The sequence below is a fragment of the Nitrospira sp. genome, assembly GCA_024998565.1.
Taxonomy (GTDB): Bacteria; Nitrospirota; Nitrospiria; order Nitrospirales; family Nitrospiraceae; genus Nitrospira_A.
The window spans coordinates 13996-32611 of sequence record JACOEM010000012.1 but is presented as its reverse complement, the minus strand read 5'-3'; the positions used below and the strand labels follow the sequence as shown (position 1 = coordinate 32611).

The following is an 18616-nucleotide window of genomic DNA, read 5'->3' as shown; positions in this document are numbered from 1 at the left end:
AGGAGGACAAATCGGAATGTCCCGAACAGCGCAGCATTTAGGGAGTTGATGAATTCACTCGAGCTTGCCGCCGAAGACAAACATCCTGAATCTTCTCTTGGAGGCGCGGCAACGGCATGCCGCCCGGTCGCCTGGTCAACACGAGCTTCACCGCATCGTCATAAGCCATTCCTTCGATACAGCATAGATAGGCAATTATTACTGATACCGATCGCCCCATGCCGACCCTGCAACAGACCATCAATCGATTATCAACCACATGCGCCGCAATCCATTCCACAGCCTCATACAACGCAGACGCGGCCGGCTCACCAAACTCCTTGAGCGGAATCTTGGCATAGATAACCCGCGAGGGAACTGTCACATTTTGCTCTTCAGCCACCATGAGAACAGCACTTACCTGAGGGGGAGGATTCCTGGCGTCATCGGCATTACCGACCAGCAGACGTTTGTTGATCATGTGCATCGTGTCGTTAGTATAGGGGGCATAGACTCCCGGTCAAGTGAATCCTCGAAATTCGGGCAAGACGGTTGAACATCGCTGAAACCGGTGCGTATACTCAACCTCGCTATTCGAGGAGGAATTGATGGCCCACACGTCGCTTGAGGCAGTAGAAAAACGTCTGGCGAGTGTCCAGTGCGCAATCTGTAAGACCAATACCTTCGGCGTCGACCGGCGCACATTGCAGCCAGATGGGGAATGCCGGGGTGTCTGCTTGAAATGTCGGTACAATTTCCCTATCTACACAGATATGGAATTCTACCTTCGGACTCAACCGGATGTACCCTATCGGCTAAAAGAGATTTCCTGCCCAAACTGCCAGCATCGTGGGGTGACCTTGGACTTTCGGATCACCATGTCCGTCCGCGAAGCAATCTATTTTGTTACCTGCAACGCCTGCCAGACACAGTTCCCTGAACGATCTTCATTGGAAGCGTTTGAGTAACCTTCCGAACGAAGTTTCATGTATACTGGGTCTATTATGAACACCACACCAGAACCAGACTCCCAGAAACCTCCTACTCCGGGTACCCAGGGTGAAACGAAGCCCCGGAAGGAAATTCCGCTCATTTCAGTCCCAAACGATCGGGACATGATTGCAGCGGAAATGGCCGAACTCTTCGACGAAGATCGGGTATCCCATCAGCACGGTTCCTCAGAACCTGAGGCTGACTAGATCTTTACGCAGAGCGAACGATCTCCACGGTGCCGGACGAGGTAATGCGGCCAACCATGGCCGGTCGTCCTTTTCGCTCCTTCCTGACAATTTCGCTCACCCGAATGATAGCCCCGCGATGCCAGTTATCAAATGCCAGGTTCGACACTGAGCTCTCCTTGTCCTGACGCCCAATCTCCGACCTTCCTGCTTGATCGCACAGCCACACTCGTTTTTCTCCTTTCATCACGCGTAACTCGCTCACCACCCGGTGATAGTCGGGATTTCGCGGCACGAGCGTTTTTCCGTCCTTTCGCAGAATCACATAGGAAAATTTAAGCGCATCCTTGATAAGCCCGACTTGTCGATCGACTTGAGCAATCCAGGCCGGCTTCTCCCACCTCCGCTCTTCATGGCACCAATCATCCGGCTTGACTAACGCGGAACAGGGCGCGTCATGGAGACAGGGGGCATAGACAGAACAGTGCCGCCCTGCCAGAAGGTTGTCTCGCACCTGATGTAGATCCCGCGAAGCAGACCGCGTAGCCGGCTCGATAAGCATTAGACTCCCTTCAGAGTCCAAGTAATTCAGGAGTTCCCCTATCAACGCAGTCCGTTGTCCCACGGAATCCATACTGCCCACGAATAGCTCTGAGAGAAGATTCTGAACAATAATAAGCTGGTAACCATTTACACCACCGCCGTCACGGATAGTGGAGGGCAGGGAACGTTCGAGGTTGCACTCCACGGTTGTCAACGGCAGGATAGACTGATCCCGCTGCTGTTCAGAATAGGCCTGCCAAACATCAGTAGCCACCCTTAAGACATGGGGTGAACGATCAACAGCTATCACGCGGAGGGTAGACGGCGGCCTCGCAGCCCTCGAAAGGCACCAATCGAGTACGCCGATGGCTCCTGTTCCAGGGCCGCCACCGAGGTCCAATACTCGAAAATCCTGGTCCGGAACGAGGGGATATATAGGCTGCAGTTCGTCCAAGAGGACCTGCACTTTGGCGAGATTAACCGGCAGGTAGTAGACCAAGTAACCGACCCGCAACTGAGGGTCCTCGAAGTAAACCCTGTTTCCCACCTGCCCACTTCGTGTAAACATTTCGGAAAGTCCCGACACTGCCCCAACTATTGATTGGGATGGCCCCTCAGAGTGTTCAAGGAGATTTACTTTGGCCACCTTCGTGATAGCCCTCAACACTGCCGGTGATAGTTGGTACATAGACAGACCCTCGGTTGACCCCCCAAAGCAGGCTGGGGTATTCTCATCAGAGAAGGAGCATTCACATGACTGACCATATTTTGCAAGCATATCGGGAGGTGGAGATGGCCATGGAGCGCTTCACACTTATCCTCCATGACCATGTCGATCATCTCCGCAAGACTGAAGCCCCCGGCTCAGACAAGTTGCACCGTATGGCCAACGGTACCAAAGCCATGCGCGATAGCGCATCGATCTACCTGTCCTATGCCAAGTACGTTGCTCACGGGATGCCGGAAAGTCCTGATCTAGTCGAGGAGGATCTTCAGGGCTGAGGAGCCACACTCGAGCATCTTCCAAAATACACAGGGCCCGTTCGGCATAACCGAACGGGCCCTGCTGTTTCTACCTCAATGTTACTCTTGACCTAAATGCTGCGCATGAAATGCCCCATGGCCTCATGATCAGCAGCTGAGGCGCCCATAACTTGTGAAATCGCAACGTTCGTGGACTTCTTTCCGGTCAAACCGGATTCGACTTCGTCCACGATCAATTCCACCGGCATAGACTGCCCGCCATACACTCTCGGGCCACCGATAATCTTGGCATTTGAGAAACCGTAGATAGCAGTCGCCACTTCTTTGGCTAACCATCCGACATAGTTGAATTCCGGCACAACGATCAATTTAGCTTTCCCGCAGAGCTTGCGCAATTCCTGAGTCGGGAATGGGCGGAGCGATCGAATCTTAATCAGGCCGATCTTAATACCTTTTTCGGCGCAAATACGAACCGCTTCACGGGATTGAGCGGCCGCACTACCTGAAGCAATAATAACCGCCTCCGCATCATCCACATTCTCTGCCGTGAGTAGTCCGCCCATGTACTGGTTGATGTACTTACGGGAGCGCTCCACAGCAGCCCACACTTCCTGCTGCCACACCGCGTGAATGTTGTAGGCCATAAAATTGGACTTCTGAACGGGGGCATCGCGAGAGAGTCGTGCCGGAGGGTTCTCAGCATCAAGCACCGGCACCGCCCCACGCCAAGGTTCGCGCGGGGGAAGTTTCATCCCACGATCTTGCATACGCACATAGCCACGAGCGTGCGTCACAAAAAATCCGTCACAGCACACGCCGACTGGGAGGGTCACATCATTCTTCTCGCTGATAACAAACCCAGCCAACGTGAAATCATACATATCCTGCTGATTTTCAGCATGGAACACAATCATACCGCAATTGAGCAGATAAGACACTTCGATATTGTCAGGTTGAATGGCCAGCGGTGCGTTCACCACTCGGCAAGTAAACATGGCCACAACTGGTAGCCGGTGCCCTGGCCAAGAAGCAATCCCTTCCAACCCTCTCAACGTGCCTGGCCCAGCCGTTGCCGTATAACAACGAACTCCAGCCCGTGACCCGCCGGCGATAGCCGCCATGACACCGACTTCTTCTTCGCCACGGTAATATTCCTTGACGTACCCCTCACCATACAACACGCCGACCAACTGCATGGTTTCACTTTGGGGGGTAATGGGGTAGGCAATGGCAAGATCGACGTTTGACCGGCGAATAGCCTCTTTTGCGGCTTCGCTGCCAGTGATGAACTCCTTCGTTCGAGGAGCTTCCAGGAACATGTACTCAGGAGTGACGACCTTCTGCCGCTTTGCATCTGCGTGCGGATCCTTCTTGGTCTCGGCCTTCGGAGCCGACACGCTCGTAGTAGGGTCACCCTGCGGATTGGTCTTTTGTTTGGATTCCAATGCTTCGCTCATCGTTGCACCTCTTGACTGTATCGCCTTAGCCTAAAACCTTAGCCTTCCCGCTTCATCTGTTCAGCTGAGTGGCCAAATGTAGCCGCGCTGCCTACGCCTGCAGCAGAGGGCATAAAGGTCATAGGATTCGTGTGCGTCTTTCCGTCATGGACCTTTGATTGAGTTCCAGTGAATCGGACGTTCTCGCCGTTATCCGGAAGCTTTATGCCCATTTCCTCACGAACCTTCTTAAAGATTTGTGCGGTTTTCTTCAGCTTCAACGTATCCGAATCGCGAATGGTCAGCATGGCGTCCTCATGTCCCTGCTCGGCACAGATAGCCATGGTGCAGCAGTTCGTCCCCGCCCTGATCATTTTCAACGTAAGATTGGCATAGTGACAATGAACACCGATAAAAATACAGGCCTCAATCTTATTACCCCAAATAGTGAGATTCGGGTGGTTTGGATTGATCACCTCTTCTGGATCGATTTTGGGATACTTTGGCCGATAATCCGGCATGGGAATGATCATCACATCTGGGATCTGCGCCGCAATTTCAAGAACCGCTTGCGCCTTCTCGACGGCATGGTTGTTCCACGCCCACAAGACGAGAGGACCAGGGAAAATCGTCGCATTCGGGCTCGTCAACATCTTCCGAGCCATCTCTTCAATGACTGTGTCTTCGTTGGGCTCCAGCAAGCCATAATACAGTCCCTGCCCAGGGTCCGGCAGCGAGACTCCCAACTGAGCCGCTGATGGTGGATGGAACCCTGCTGGTCCCGGCACGATTATCCGTTCTCTCGTATCTTGCGTCGTTCCCACGCCCGTTCCCCTTTCGTGCAATTACCCAACTACAGGGCTGACCAATGTCGCCGTCGTGCTCTTTTCCCCATAGGTAATATTGTCCGTCAACGCTGCAACCGGCAGCTGATCGATCATGATCATTTTAATGGCATTGTTCTTTGCCATATTGTCACAGACCCACACGCATTGCGCGCAGCCCTTACAACGATCTACCGCCACATAAGCCGAGCCGTACTTGAATCCCTTGTCCTTGCCCATTTCATCGCTATACAAAATGGTATTGGCTTCAGGGCAATACTGAGTGCACAACTTACAGCTCTTGGCAGCACAGATCTCAACACTGATATCGGCTACGAGATACATGAGAACTCCTTGTCCATAACTGGATTATGCGGTGACGCTCTCCGTCGTTTCCGAACGCTTCACAGAGGGGGCCGCCCATCCATGGTCAACGGCATAATTCCAGCCGGCGCGAATAACTGCCACGTTTTTCTCGATCAACTCTTGCTTCTTCTTGAATTTCCGTTCAACGACGCTGTCCAGCGCAGCAGTACCTCCGGAGACCACAAAACCTTTTCCGAGGAACCGATCTTTCACCGATTGTTCCAAGGCCTCAACAGAGGTCAGTCCTGTGATCGCCCCGATGCAACCCATCAAGGCCATGTTCGTGGCGAGGTCCATTCCCGCTACTTCCAAAGAAAGCTTTGTCGCCGGGAAATAATACAGTTTCGCATGGCGCTCTTCGAGCTCACGCGCCTGGTCCCGATGAAGCTTCATCGGACCATCGTTATTAATCAAGGCAATCCCGTTCTCCTTCAACCCGAAGTAGAACGGCATGGTGTACGACTTGCCGTGCGTGATGACCTGCGGGTGAAAGATGATGATGATATGCGGGAAGGTGATCTCACCGATTTCATAGATAGGCTCATCCGAGACTCGAACATAGCTCTCGACTGGTGCCATGCGCTTTTCTGATCCATAAAACGGAACGATCGTGCTTTCTCCTCCGGCATGAATGACCGCCGTACTAAGAATATGCGAGCCGGTCACAACGCCCTGGCCGCCCACACCCGCCATACGAATATTGAACCGTGTCGCCATACTCAACCCTCCTTAAACGTTGCTCAGGCCTTGGGAAGCCCAGGAGCGGGAGCAGCCGGCTTCGGGAGAAATTCCTTGTAGCCATACCGTTCCGTAAGAAATTGCTTCGCCTCGTCGGTAATATATTCGGAGAACTGATAGCGATCGTTTTCAACGTTCTTTGCGTCTTCCATAACCTTGTCGGTCGGAATGGCATATTCAATGTTGCAGGAAGTATAAGCCTGAATGTAGGTAGACCCGACCTCTCTGGCGATCAACACGGCCTTCTTAATGACGCTCTCAACACGGCGAGGATTGTTCGGCACCACCGTCGCAACATAGGCGCAGCCGGCAACTTTGGCCATCTGCAGCATATCCATCTTCTCAAACTTCTTCCCTAACGGAGCCATCTTGAGCACGGCGCCACGATTGGTCATGCCGCTTTCCTGCCCACCGGTATTCCCGTACACTTCATTGTCCAACATGATGGTGGTGAAGCGTTCCTTGCGGAACCAGGAGTGAAGGACCTGCTGAAATCCGATATCAGCCGTACCGCCGTCACCGGCCATAACAACCACGTCCTTGGGCTTATCACCAAACCGAAGCCGCAACCCACGGGACAGCCCGCTTGCCACACCGTTTTGGTCGCCGTAATTGCCGTACACAAAAGGAATGGCGGCCTGCGAGATCGCCAGGCGTCCACAACCGGCAGTTCCAACCGTGATGGTGTCCTCTGGATTGGGGAAGGCAATCATGGCGAGCCGGATGAAAAGGGTCATCGCACAGCCGGCACACATCGGGTGCTCTTCAAGCACCTCCTTGAAGGAGCCCATTTGCGAAACAGAGACTTTTTTCCCGAAGGGACCATGCTCAACCATGTCCCGATATTCTTTCGGCATGAACTTTTCAAAGCCACTTGAAAACTTGACGTAATCAAGGCTCATAAGAATTCCCTCCCTTTTATAAGCTGAGGACTTTCTTCGGACCAACAACAACGGTCAGAAAAAGTCAGGTGCAGATTATCTTGACGTTATATTTGGACTTGAGTACCGACCTGTGTTCCCGACACGGAACGGAATGTTAGCATTCTTACTTCGCATAGTTGCCGAGTGTAACAAAGCCCGAAAAAATCTGTCAATTGCAACCAGTACGGAAAAAAGTCCCATTACTCCAGGACAATGGCGAGTCTATAGAGTCCGGAAAAGCAATGCAACTTTGCAGAAGGCCCACACCGGACGAAAGAAGGCCTAGTAGAAATAACGGTGCTAGGCCCTTGGCCCTAAATCCGCTTGAACGCGAAGATTTTACTTCTGCCGCAACCACGATGCGTCACGCAATTCAGTTGCAGTTGACCCGAGAAGCGGGTAAACATTGCTGCTTAACGCGTTTCGATCTACACTGCGCCTATGCCTATACGAGTGCTGGTCCCGGGAGAAGAACATGGCGAGCAACATGCGGGAGGGGTGCACAAGCGACCACCAATCCCGGATGGCTCACTCAAGGCCGAGTGCCCAAAATTCATGAGCCATGGTCCATGCGGAGGCGTCCGCAAAGGTGGATTCTGCGAGGTCTATCCGGAAATGACCTGTCCGTGGGTCACGCTCTACAATAAATTGAACGAACTGGGCCAACTGGAGTGGATGAAGCAAGTCTGACAACAACAAGGTGGGGTGATCGGGTGACGGCGAAAGGTAATAAAAAACAGAAGCCCGCGGGAGCAACCACAAGGCTGGGATACAACGAACGGCACGCCAAGAGCGGGATCGCTACTCCCCTGCCCGACATTGAGACATTCCCCAATCAATACAAGGGATACGAAATTACAATCGTCATCCCAGAGTACACAGCCATTTGTCCTAAGACCAACCTGCCGGACTTTGGAACTATCACCCTTCGCTACAGGCCAGACAAGTATTGCCTCGAGCTTAAGGCGCTCAAAATGTACATTCATGCCTACAGAAATGTAGGAATTTTCTACGAGAATGCGGTCAATCGCATCCTTCAGGACATCGTACGAGCCTGTCGGCCAACCAAGGCGACGGTAACCGGTGAATTTGCCGCTCGTGGGGGACTGCGAAGCGTGATCGAAGCAAACTATCCGGCATAAATTGCCTGCTCAACAGCCTCCTCTGCGCGCCTTCCACTGGCTACTTGCCTCGCTTCACCTCATCACCGGCACTCCCATCGCAACTATCCCACTAACTCTGCGGCAGCTCATTACGTGCTGCGCACTGCCAATGTTTCTCACTGAAAACGCCTAAAGTCCCACTCAAAATCCACCGACATCAGACAGTCAGGGTGCGGCATGGGTCGGCACAGGCTACCTGTGCGTCGCAACAGGGTTGCTATCGAGCAGGAAAAGGACACCGTCTTGCGCACGCACTCCATGGGAGCAACCATCGTTCAGGCGGTGGTAGGGCTCTTTGTTGTGATATCGGGAACCTACGACATGTCGGTTCAAACCGCAGAAGCTATCCCCGCCTTTGCGCGGAAATATGCGTTGAACTGCACGACGTGCCACACGGCTCCACCACAGCTCAATACATTCGGTGAGCGGTTCCTTGAAAACGGCTATCAGCTTCCGGGAACCGAAGATGGAGGCATCACAGGAAAGAAGAATCTCGGCGACCTCAGCCTGGATGATTTTGCGAACTACACAGGTGTCCGGCTCCGTGGAAACGTCCTGCGCGCCCACAACTTCAAGCAGCAGAATCCGCCGGGGGCAGAATCCGGCACGGTCCAAAACAAAAGCGAGCTCGGATTCCCGGAAGTGTTCAGCCTATTCACTGCCGGCACCCTGAGCAAAAATATCGGGTTTTTTGCCGAGCTGGAATCCAATCTCGAAGAAGGGGCAACAGGGATCGAGCGAGCCTTCATTACGTTCAACAATGTTGCAGGTGAGAATATTGCCAATATCCGCATCGGAAAACTCGACCCTTCGGCCGTATTCTCCTTTTCCACTCTCCGGCAACAACTCGAATTTATCGGTGAGAGCACGAATTCCTCCAGCGACGCGGTCCAGCGGGCAGGGCTCTTCCCGCTTGCCGCAGCCGCCAAATTCTACGGTTTGCGCGATCGCTCAGGGGCCGTCATTTCCCCCTATGCCCCCTCGCTCTACAACGCAGTGGCGGAAACCGGCGTCGAAGTCCGCGGGCGCCCGTTCGGCGACTGGTTCATGTATCAGGTCGGCGTGCTGAATGGATCGAACGAAGGCTTTGGAGATTCCAACAAAGGCAAAGACTTTTACGGCGCCATCCGCCTTGATTACGCCCGCTCAGCCAACTTTTCAGCAAGCCTCTCGGGATTTGCCTATCTCGGGAACAGCAACGCCACCGTATTCGACGGCACACGCAACGTCGATGCGAATTGGAATCGCTACGGTGCGGCTGCCCACCTGCGCTACAAAATGCTGGATCTCCATGGGATGTATACACTGGATAGAATCACACATATCCCGACAGCGGCCTTGAGCAATTTCGACACCACCGCCAGCGGAGTGACCGTCGCGCTGGATGCCTACGTCACGAACCGAACCCTGCTCTCGCTACGGTACGACAACATGGATGCCGGAGGAGATCTGGCCCAGCGTACATCACAAACGTTCGCCGGCATGCAGATCAAGCACTACCTTCGCTCGAATGTGGCCGTTTACGCCCGACACGACCTCAATTTGCGTCGTGCAGAAGAGGGCAATGCAGCGGCTCGCAATCTGAGACATGCAGCTTTTGTGGGAATCGATATCTCTTACTAGACCGGGAAGAATCATGCATCGCCGTGTACTCCGATATCTTGCGATCCTCATCGTGACAGGCTTCTGCGCCACGACCGCGCAAGCGCTACGGCCGAAGGACGGGCGGGATACCATTACCGAGGGGCATCGAATCTATGATCGGGCCTGCGCCTGGTGCCATGGCAGCGAAGGGAAAGGGGACGGGCCATCCGGCTGGTCCATCGGTCGGTACGCAGCCCCTCGTCCTCGCGACTTCACGGCAGAGAGCTACAAACTGCGAAGCACCCCCTCGGGTGAACTGCCAACGGATCAGGATCTCTTCAGAACCATCACACAGGGCATTCCCGGCTTCATGCCGTCGTACCGATCCTTGAACGAGCAGGAACGATGGCAGGTCATCGCCTATCTCAAATCGTTGAATCCGGCGTTCGAGCAGGAACAGCCGACGCCGATCGCGCTCCCCTCTCCGCCGCCCCTTCCCTCCGGGAATGGAATCACAAACGGCCGGGCTCTGTACGCCAAGTACGAGTGTCGGACCTGCCACGGGGACAATGGTGCAGGTGATGGGCCGGAATCGAAGGCCGGGCACCTGCGGGACGCCAACAACCTTCCCATGACCGCCACGGACCTCACCGACCCATCCTCATTCAAAAACGGGGCGACGCCTCACGATCTCTATCGAAGCATCATGACCGGCCTGGACGGCACCCCGATGCCTGCCTATGCCGATGAATTTTCCGGACAGGAAGAAGCTGCATGGGATCTGGTGTGGTACCTCCAGTCCCTATCAGGTCAGCCGGGGCGATAATTCGGCACCATGAAGCACCCACATTTCATACAACCTGCGAATCGGACGCCCAACGAGGAAATGGAGATGCGGTACATGAAACCGATACTGCTGACCGTGACGCTCTGCGTAATGCTCGGCCCGAGCGCCCTCCTGAGAGCGGAATCTCCCACAAGCACACTGATGGGCCGAATCACCTATGCCGGCCCGATCGAATCAGGGCAGGTGATCACGGTCACACGCGATTCGTCGTTCTGCGGCACCACCACCGCCATCCACCCCGTGACGGTGAATGCGAAGACGCGAGGCCTTCAAGCCGCAGTCGTCAGCATCGACGGTGACACAGTCCCCACGGCCGATTTGCCACGCCGCCCGCTTGTGCTCACCAATACCCATTGTGCCTTCTCCCCTCGCATTGTCGCGGGCGAGGTCGGCCAACAACTGGAGATCCGCAATGATGACCCCGTCATGCACAACACCCACATTTCCATGGGACCGCGAACCTTTGTGAATGTCGCCATGATTCCCGCGAGCCGACCGGTCGAAAAACCGCTCAAGCAACCCGGCATCTATATGGTCCAGTGCGATGCACACAAATTTATGCGCGCCACTGTGCTCGCCTTCACCCACCCCTTTTTTAGTGTCACAGACGACACCGGCGCGTTTCAGATCGCCCAACTCACCCCGGGGGAGCACCTCGTAACAGTCTGGCACGACACATTGGGAACGTTCCAACAACGAATCACGATTCCAGCTCGCGGCGAAGCCACCATCACGATCGAATACCCCGCTCATGTCGATGCCAATAAAAAATAGGACCGACTGGATTTGTCGCCCCTGGCGCATCTGGCACGGGAATCTCCGCCTTCGTCTTAGCATCGGAATGGCGGTCCTGATTACGATCGGCATGGCCGGTTTCGCGACCTTCCGGTTAGTTGAAATTCGTCAGTCCATCGAACAGGCCACGCAAGCCCGGGCGCTGGCGGTCAGCCGCACGTTTTCAATGGTGGGCGCAGCCGCCGTGTTGGACAATCTCTTTCGCATCCAAGAAGCGTTAGGTCGCTATGCCCAGGATTCGGACATTCTGAGTATCCTCATCATCGATCCCGACAACATGATCGTCGCAGCGACGAATCCTCAGCAAATCGGACAGCAGCTGACGGATGAGACCCTCGCGCAGGCACACGAAACCAACGCCGAGACCATTTCCCATGGCCAAACTATGGGCGGCGTGCCCACACTCCTGGTCGCCACGCCGCTCCTGAACGAACAGGACATCGCCGCGTGGGTGCGGATCGAGTTTTCCCTCGCGGCGATGCAGGAGGAACTCACCCGCGAAGCGCGCCGCCTCTTCCTCCTGTCAGTCCTATTCATGGGGGCCACGATTTCGGTCGCTCAACTCGGGATCAGGCGCATGTCCGGCCTGTTTCGAGAAACTGCCGAAAAGCTGCAGGAGACCCTGCATACCCTCCATTGCGTCTCGGAACAGGCGCCGTCCGGCGATGAGACGTCCGACAACGACAACTCCCCTGCCTCGCCGTCCTGCAAGGGCGAACTGGAGCAGGTCGTCGATCTGGTTGAGACGACCACCACTCTGCTCACCACGCAGGCACAGCGGCTCCAATCCTTTACCGACTCACTGGAGCAAGCTGTACGGGAACGAACCACCGAATTGCATCAGGCCAAGGAGGCGGCCGAGGCGGCGAATCGTGCCAAATCGCAATTCCTCGCGAATATGAGCCACGAAATCCGCACCCCGATGAACGGGGTGCTGGGGATGACGGAACTCCTCCTCACAACAGCACTCACACCCAAGCAGCGTTCATTGACGGAAACCCTGCACCGGTCCGGCACCGGGCTCCTGGACATCATCAATGAAATCCTTGATTTCTCGAAAATCGAGTCCGGCAAACTGAAGTTGGAACGGATCGAGTTCGGCCTCAGACAGACGGTTGAAGATGCAGTGGATCTGTTTGCAGAAACCGCCGGTCGCAAACACCTCGAACTCACCTGTTTCGTGCCGCCGGACATCCCGGACACCGTGATTGGAGATCCTGTTCGGCTCCGGCAGATCCTTCTGAATCTCGTCGGCAACGCCATCAAGTTCACCCACACCGGCGACGTGGCCGTCACACTCGAACTCCTCACCCATACCCCGACGAACCTGACGCTCAAATTCCGCATCCGCGATACGGGAGTCGGCATTCCTGAAGCGGCACAGGCACGATTGTTTCAGGCGTTCTCCCAGGCCGATAACTCCACCACACGGAAATTCGGCGGCACAGGGCTTGGTCTCGCGATTGTGAAACAACTCGCCCTCCTGATGGGAGGCGATGTGGGCGTCGACAGCGTGTCCGGCCAGGGATCCACGTTCTGGTTCACCGTCGAACTGCAATGCGCCGCCCAACGCACTGCCGCCTCGGGAGCAACCGAAACGCCGTTAGACGGATGTTCCATTTTAATCGTCGATGACAACCCGACGAACCGGCAAATCCTTGAAACGCACTTGACCGCCTGGGGCGCCGCAGTGCTGTCCGCCACCTCCGGCCTGGAAGCGCTGGCGTTGCTCGATCGCCAATGTACGGCCCGGCGCAGAGTCCATCTGGCCGTGCTGGATATTCACATGCCGGACATGGACGGCATTACGCTGGCTCGGACCATTAGAGAAGATGCGCGGCGTTCCGACATGGGGCTCGTCGCGCTCAGTTCGGTCGACCAGGTCACAGACGAATCCCAGCGGCACCCGTCGCTCTTCAGTGCCTGGCTGAGAAAGCCGGTCCACCAGTCGTTGTTGAAAGATTGCCTCACACGCCTGTGCCACCACGTCCCGGCGACCGAGGCACCCGCGCCGACCCAGCCCGACGATCAGGCCGTCCCATTCGCCGCCCACGTCCTGCTCGCGGAAGACAACCCCGTCAACCGCGAAGTGGCATTTACGATGCTGGAGCTACTCGGGTGCACCACCACCATGGTTGAAAACGGCAGAGAGGCGGTCGAGGCGCTCACGAATCGGCCATTCGACCTGGTGCTGATGGATTGCCACATGCCGGAAATGGACGGCCTGACCGCCACCGCCCTGATTCGTGAACAGGAAACGCAGGCCGCGCAACCCCGGCACACGACCATCGTGGCCCTCACCGCAAATGCATTGGAAGGAGACCGCGAGCGGTGCCTCGCGGCAGGCATGGATGATTATCTGTCCAAGCCGTTTACATTGACCACGCTCAAGGAAGTGCTGCACCGCCGGCTTTCCATCAAGGGGCCCTCACGGACAACCGAACCCCTTCTGCGGTCGACACCGCAGGCACCGCCCCCACAGACGGCACCACCGGCCGAAGCCGCCGCGCCAAGCGACGACCATGTGGACCTCAACGCGTGGCAGGCGATCCGTGCTCGCCAACGACCCGGCCAGCCGGATCTTCTCCACAAAGCCCTCACATTGTATGTGCCCCATGCCGACGCCCAGCTTAGTCAGCTCCAGCAGGCCATGGCCGGCGCCGACATCCAGGCTGTAAAGACCATCGCCCATATGATGAAATCTTCAACGGCCCAGCTCGGCGCACCGCGACTGGCCGACCTGTACGCGCAAATCGAAGCGACATGCCGGGCAGGCACTCCGGATAATCTTCCCGATCTCTGCGGGCGCCTCATTGCTGAACACCGAGCGGTATGCGCCCTGATGCGTGAAGAACTCAACCGGGCAGGACGGTCGGCGGCATGATGCCCCATCGGAAGGACCAGTCGTGACGATGCGTCGGCTTCTGCAACAACTCAGGCAGAGCGTGCGGCGCACAAGCGGGCAACTCGCGACCGACTCGGGCGACTCGCAAACCGAACACCGGGAGATTCCGCCTTCCAACACGCCTCTGTCCCTCGACGAAGGCCGCGCACTCGACGCCGTCCTCTGCTCGCTCGACGAAGGCCTGTGCATCGTCGATGCGCAATGGCACATCCTCAGACTGAATCCCCAGGCCGAGATCTTAATCGGCGCCCCCGCCCATGACCTGAAAGGACGCCCCGCGTATCAACTGCTTGCTCCCGGCCCGGAGGAATTCCGCCACGAGTGCTTCGTAACCGACCGCTCCATTCCTCCGCTGCAATCCGCTCTCCCCTACCGGACCGACAATGGTCTCCTGCTCAGACAAGATGGCCAGTTGACGCCGATTTCTCTGACGATCACTCCGATGTCGCATGATGGCGTCGTACGCGGAGCCGTCCTGACGTTCCGGGATCTCACAGCCCAGAAGGAGGCGGAGCCACATCAGATCGAAAACTCCGCGTTACTCCGCCGCTTACAGACAGGCATGGTCGGGTTGGCGAGCAATCAGGCGATCTACCGTGGACAATTGACCGAGGCCTTCCACCTCATCACCCGGGTCACGACACAGAGCCTCCGCGTCGCGCGGGTCAGCATCTGGTTTTATGCGCCGGACCATGCGGTTCTCCGGTGCGCGGACCTCTATGACCAACCGGGCGATCAACACTCACACGGCATCGAGCAACCCGCCGCCCTTTATCCACAGTACTTCTCATCGCTCGAGGCGGGAGAGATGATCGTCGCGAACGAGGCGCAGGCGGACCCGCGAACGGTGGAATTTGCAGCACACCATCTGCTGCCGCTGGGGATCACCTCCATGCTGAACGTGCCTATCCGCGCCGAGGGCATTCTCGTTGGGGCGCTGCACTGTGAACACATCGGAACGCCCAGAGTCTGGACGACGGAGGAACAGCAGTTTGCGGCCTCAGTGGCGAACACCGTTTCGCTCGCCGTAGAGGCAGCGGACCGGCATAAGGCTGAAACCGAAACGAAACGTGCCGAACAATTTCTCGACTCGGTGATCGAAAACCTCCCCATCATGGTCTATGTGAAAGAAGCCGAACAGCTCCGGTTCACACGCTGGAATCGGGCGGCGGAGGAGCTCACAGGATTCAGTCGCGACCTCATCCTCGGCCGGACCGGCCATGATTTTTTCCGCAAAGAAGAGGCCGACCGCTTCACACGTCATGATCGCGAAGCGCTCCGGAGCGGCCGCCTCATCGAGGTCGCCTCAGAAGAAATTCACACACAGCACCGGGGCGTACGACTGCTGCGCACCAAGAAACTGCCTGTCATGGATGAGCAGGGACGCCCCCGCTTCCTGCTCGGCATCGCCGAAGATATCACCGACCGGACCGCACACGAATCGATCCTGCACGAGAGCGAAGAGAAGTATCGCGAGCTGTTCGAGTCCTCGCGCGATGCCATCATGATTTTGTCGTCCCCGAATTGGAATTTCACGGCCTGCAACCCGGCGACCGTTCAACTCTTCGGGGCGCGGGACGCCGAGCATTTCACGTCACTCGGACCATGGGACGTCTCTCCCGAGCATCAGCCTGACGGCGAAGAATCCATGGTCAAGGCGCCGAAGATGATTGGGATGGCCCTTCAAGAAGGCTCTCACAGCTTCGAGTGGTTACACAAACGAGTCGGCGGCCCCGCCTTCCTGGCGAGCGTACAGTTGACCCGCATCACATTGAAAGGGACCACCGGACTGCAGGCGACCGTCCGCGACATTACCGAACAACGCCGCAGCGAAACCGCATTGCAGGCCTATTCGACCTTCCAGAAGGCCATGCTGGACAACGCCGGTCATGCGATCATCTCGTGCAAGCCCGACGGCATGATCCAGGTCTTCAATCCGGCGGCGGAAGCCCTGCTGGGATACAGCGCCGATGAATTAGTCGGCAAACAGACCCCGGGCATCTTCCACGACTTGGACGAAGTGGTCGCGCGAGCGCGCCAGTTTTCCGCGGAATTGGGGACCACGATCGAACCGGGCTTCGACGTGTTCGTCGAAAAATGCCGGCGGAATCTCCCCAACGAGCACGAGTGGGCGTACGTGTGTAAGGATGGCACCAGGAAGACGGTACTGTTGAATGTCACGGCACTGCGGGAGGCGGATGGCCGGATCACCGGCTACCTCGGCATCGCCACCGATATCACGCCGCTGAAGCTGACGGCACAGGAGTTGGTTTCGGCCAAAGAAGCGGCCGAGGCAGCCAATGTGGCAAAGTCTCGGTTCCTGGCCAACATGAGTCATGAAATCCGCACACCGCTGAACGGCGTCCTCGGAATGACCGAACTGCTGCTGAGCACCAGTCTCTCGGCCAAACAACAGTCGCTGTTGGAAACCGTCCGCCGCTCAGGCGTGGCCCTCCTCGAGGTCATCAATGACATTCTGGATTTCTCCAAGATCGAAGCGGGAAAGCTTGAACTCGAACAGGTGGAGTTCGGCCTGAGACAGGTCGTTGAGGAGGCAGTCGAATTGTTTGCCGGGGCCGCGGGCAACAAGAAACTGGAGTTGACCTACTTCATCCCGGCCGAGGTGCCGGATAGTCTCGTGGGAGACCCTGTCCGTCTACGCCAAATTCTGCTCAACCTGATCGGCAACGCCATCAAGTTCACGACACAGGGGGAGGTGACGGTCGCGTTTGCGCTGGCAGAGCAACAGGCGGATACCCTCACACTCGCTTGCCAGGTGCGCGATACCGGCATCGGCATTCCTGACGCCGCTCAGGCCCAACTGTTCACGGCGTTCACCCAGGCCGACGGCTCTACCACCCGGCGATTCGGCGGCACCGGGCTCGGCCTGGCGATCGTCAAACAACTGGTACGGCTGATGGGTGGTGAAGTCGGCCTGGTGAGTGCGCCCGGTCAGGGCACGACGTTCTCGTTCACATTCACCGTCACACGTGGAAGTGCTCACGCCGCATACCCTCCGCTTGCCGAACGCCATCTCGCCGGACGGCAGATCCTGATCGTCGATGACGCACGCACAAACCTCGAGATTCTGGCCACCCACCTGCGGAGTTGGGGAGCCACGGTCTTCACCGCGGAGTCTGCCGACGATGCGCTCCTCCAATTGGAGCACTTCCGGCACACGCAGCATCGAATCGACATGGCCATCCTCGACCTTCGAATGCCGGGGCGGGACGGCGTCGATCTCGCGCGTTCCATCAAACAGCAGACGGCTTATCAGAATCTCCCCCTGATCGCACTCAGCTCAGTCGAGCGTCTCTCGGACGACAGCGACGTAACCCACCGGCTCTTTCACAGCTTCCTGCGCAAGCCGGTGCGACAGTCACTGCTCAAAGACTGCCTGACGCGAGTGCTCGGAGGGTCCGCCGGACCAGTGCCCCACAGCCCGGAGTCCGCGCCGACCCCGCGTCCGCACGTCGACGCCCACATCCTCCTGGCCGAGGATAACCCCGTCAACCAGGATGTGGCATCCTTCATGCTGGACATGCTGGGATGTCGCATCACGATCGCACCCAACGGACGGGCCGCCGTCGAGGCAGCCACAACCGGCCGGTTCGACCTCATTCTCATGGACTGCCAGATGCCCGAGATGGATGGTTTCACTGCCACAGCAGCCATTCGCCGGCAGGAAGCGACGGCGACCGACCGTCGCCATGTGCCCATCATCGCGTTGACCGCCAATGCCATGGAAGGCGATCGCGCCCGTTGCCTGGCCGCCGGGATGGACGACTATCTCACCAAACCGTTTACCGTCTCGCAGCTACACGCCTTGCTCATGCAATGGTTGACGCCACAGCCAGCCAAGGCGAGCGAGACCGACCAGGCCTCCTCCACCCATACCGCCGACGCCGACGAACCGGCCGCCACAGAGGAAGCACCGGTTCCGACAACCATCGACAAGACTGCCTGGGATGCGATTCTGTCGCTCCAACGCCCGGGACGGCCCGACATCTTAGCCCGCGTGCTGGCAACCTACTTGGATGATTCCCGCCAGCTCGTGGAGCAGATTCGCTCCGCCGTGCAGTCACAGGATTCGGTCGCTCTTTCTCAGGCCGCCCACCGCTTGAAGTCCAGCAGCGCCCAGCTCGGCGTCCTGGCCACCGCCGCCCATTGCAAAGAATTGGAGACCCTTGGACGGCTTGCCCGGAACGACGAGGCTGCGCACCGTCTGTCGCAACTCATCGAAGCCCATCAGTTCGCCTGCGCCGCGATCACCTCGGAACTACAACAGCGCTCCGCCCGATAAACCAACCGCTCGACCGGCTCTCGCGACTTGCGAATGAACGTCGTCCGC

The 18616-nt window shown here is 57.2% G+C and carries 14 protein-coding genes and 1 pseudogene; 8 read left to right on the top strand and 7 right to left on the bottom strand.

Annotated features, from left to right (window positions below):
- Positions 1-37 precede the first annotated feature (37 nt).
- Positions 38-460 (bottom strand): dual specificity protein phosphatase family protein, encoded by a 423-nt coding sequence (locus H8K11_16905; GenBank protein ID MCS6265432.1) that lies wholly within the window; start codon positions 458-460, stop codon positions 38-40.
- A gap of 722 nt (positions 461-1182) precedes the next feature.
- Entirely contained in the window at positions 1183-2268 is a 1086-nt protein-coding gene (locus H8K11_16900) for a hypothetical protein (protein ID MCS6265431.1), read from the bottom strand.
- Between the two features lie 185 nt (positions 2269-2453).
- On the opposite strand from H8K11_16900, the gene H8K11_16895 reads away from it, so the two are divergent.
- A complete protein-coding gene (locus H8K11_16895) occupies positions 2454-2702 on the top strand; it encodes a hypothetical protein (GenBank protein ID MCS6265430.1) in 249 nt (82 codons plus the stop codon).
- Positions 2703-2794: 92 nt separating this feature from the next.
- On the opposite strand, the gene H8K11_16890 is transcribed toward H8K11_16895, so the two are convergent.
- The 5 genes and pseudogenes from H8K11_16890 to H8K11_16870 form a co-directional block, all read right to left on the bottom strand.
- Complete coding sequence (locus H8K11_16890; GenBank protein MCS6265429.1) at positions 2795-4141, bottom strand: ferredoxin oxidoreductase; 1347 nt, start codon at positions 4139-4141, stop codon at positions 2795-2797.
- Positions 4142-4179: 38 nt separating this feature from the next.
- On the bottom strand, positions 4180-4944 hold the full coding sequence (locus H8K11_16885; protein ID MCS6265428.1) for a 2-oxoglutarate:ferredoxin oxidoreductase: 765 nt from the start codon (positions 4942-4944) through the stop codon (positions 4180-4182).
- Positions 4945-5058: 114 nt separating this feature from the next.
- Positions 5059-5289: pseudogene (locus H8K11_16880) on the bottom strand (hypothetical protein).
- A gap of 24 nt (positions 5290-5313) precedes the next feature.
- The gene (locus H8K11_16875; protein MCS6265427.1) at positions 5314-6027 is read right to left on the bottom strand and encodes a 2-oxoacid:acceptor oxidoreductase family protein; all 714 of its coding nucleotides are present in this window, start codon (positions 6025-6027) and stop codon (positions 5314-5316) included.
- A 23-nt stretch (positions 6028-6050) separates the two neighbouring features.
- The gene (locus H8K11_16870) at positions 6051-6950 is read right to left on the bottom strand and encodes a ferredoxin oxidoreductase (protein MCS6265426.1); all 900 of its coding nucleotides are present in this window, start codon (positions 6948-6950) and stop codon (positions 6051-6053) included.
- A gap of 462 nt (positions 6951-7412) precedes the next feature.
- Between H8K11_16870 and H8K11_16865 the strand changes: the two genes are divergently transcribed.
- From H8K11_16865 to H8K11_16835, 7 genes are all read left to right on the top strand, one after another.
- Positions 7413-7661 (top strand): methylenetetrahydrofolate reductase C-terminal domain-containing protein, encoded by a 249-nt coding sequence (locus tag H8K11_16865; GenBank protein ID MCS6265425.1) that lies wholly within the window; start codon positions 7413-7415, stop codon positions 7659-7661.
- Positions 7662-7684: 23 nt separating this feature from the next.
- The gene (queF, locus tag H8K11_16860; protein MCS6265424.1) at positions 7685-8113 is read left to right on the top strand and encodes an NADPH-dependent 7-cyano-7-deazaguanine reductase QueF; all 429 of its coding nucleotides are present in this window, start codon (positions 7685-7687) and stop codon (positions 8111-8113) included.
- 198 nt (positions 8114-8311) lie between these two features.
- A complete protein-coding gene (locus H8K11_16855) occupies positions 8312-9757 on the top strand; it encodes a hypothetical protein (GenBank protein ID MCS6265423.1) in 1446 nt (481 codons plus the stop codon).
- Positions 9758-9770: 13 nt separating this feature from the next.
- Positions 9771-10544, top strand: a complete 774-nt coding sequence (locus H8K11_16850; protein ID MCS6265422.1) for a c-type cytochrome — start codon at positions 9771-9773, stop codon at positions 10542-10544.
- 75 nt (positions 10545-10619) lie between these two features.
- Entirely contained in the window at positions 10620-11339 is a 720-nt protein-coding gene (locus tag H8K11_16845; protein ID MCS6265421.1) for a hypothetical protein, read from the top strand.
- A 67-nt stretch (positions 11340-11406) separates the two neighbouring features.
- Positions 11407-14244, top strand: coding sequence for a response regulator (locus tag H8K11_16840; protein MCS6265420.1), 2838 nt, complete (start codon positions 11407-11409; stop codon positions 14242-14244).
- A gap of 22 nt (positions 14245-14266) precedes the next feature.
- Complete coding sequence (locus tag H8K11_16835; GenBank protein ID MCS6265419.1) at positions 14267-18568, top strand: PAS domain S-box protein; 4302 nt, start codon at positions 14267-14269, stop codon at positions 18566-18568.
- Positions 18569-18616: the final 48 nt, after the last annotated feature.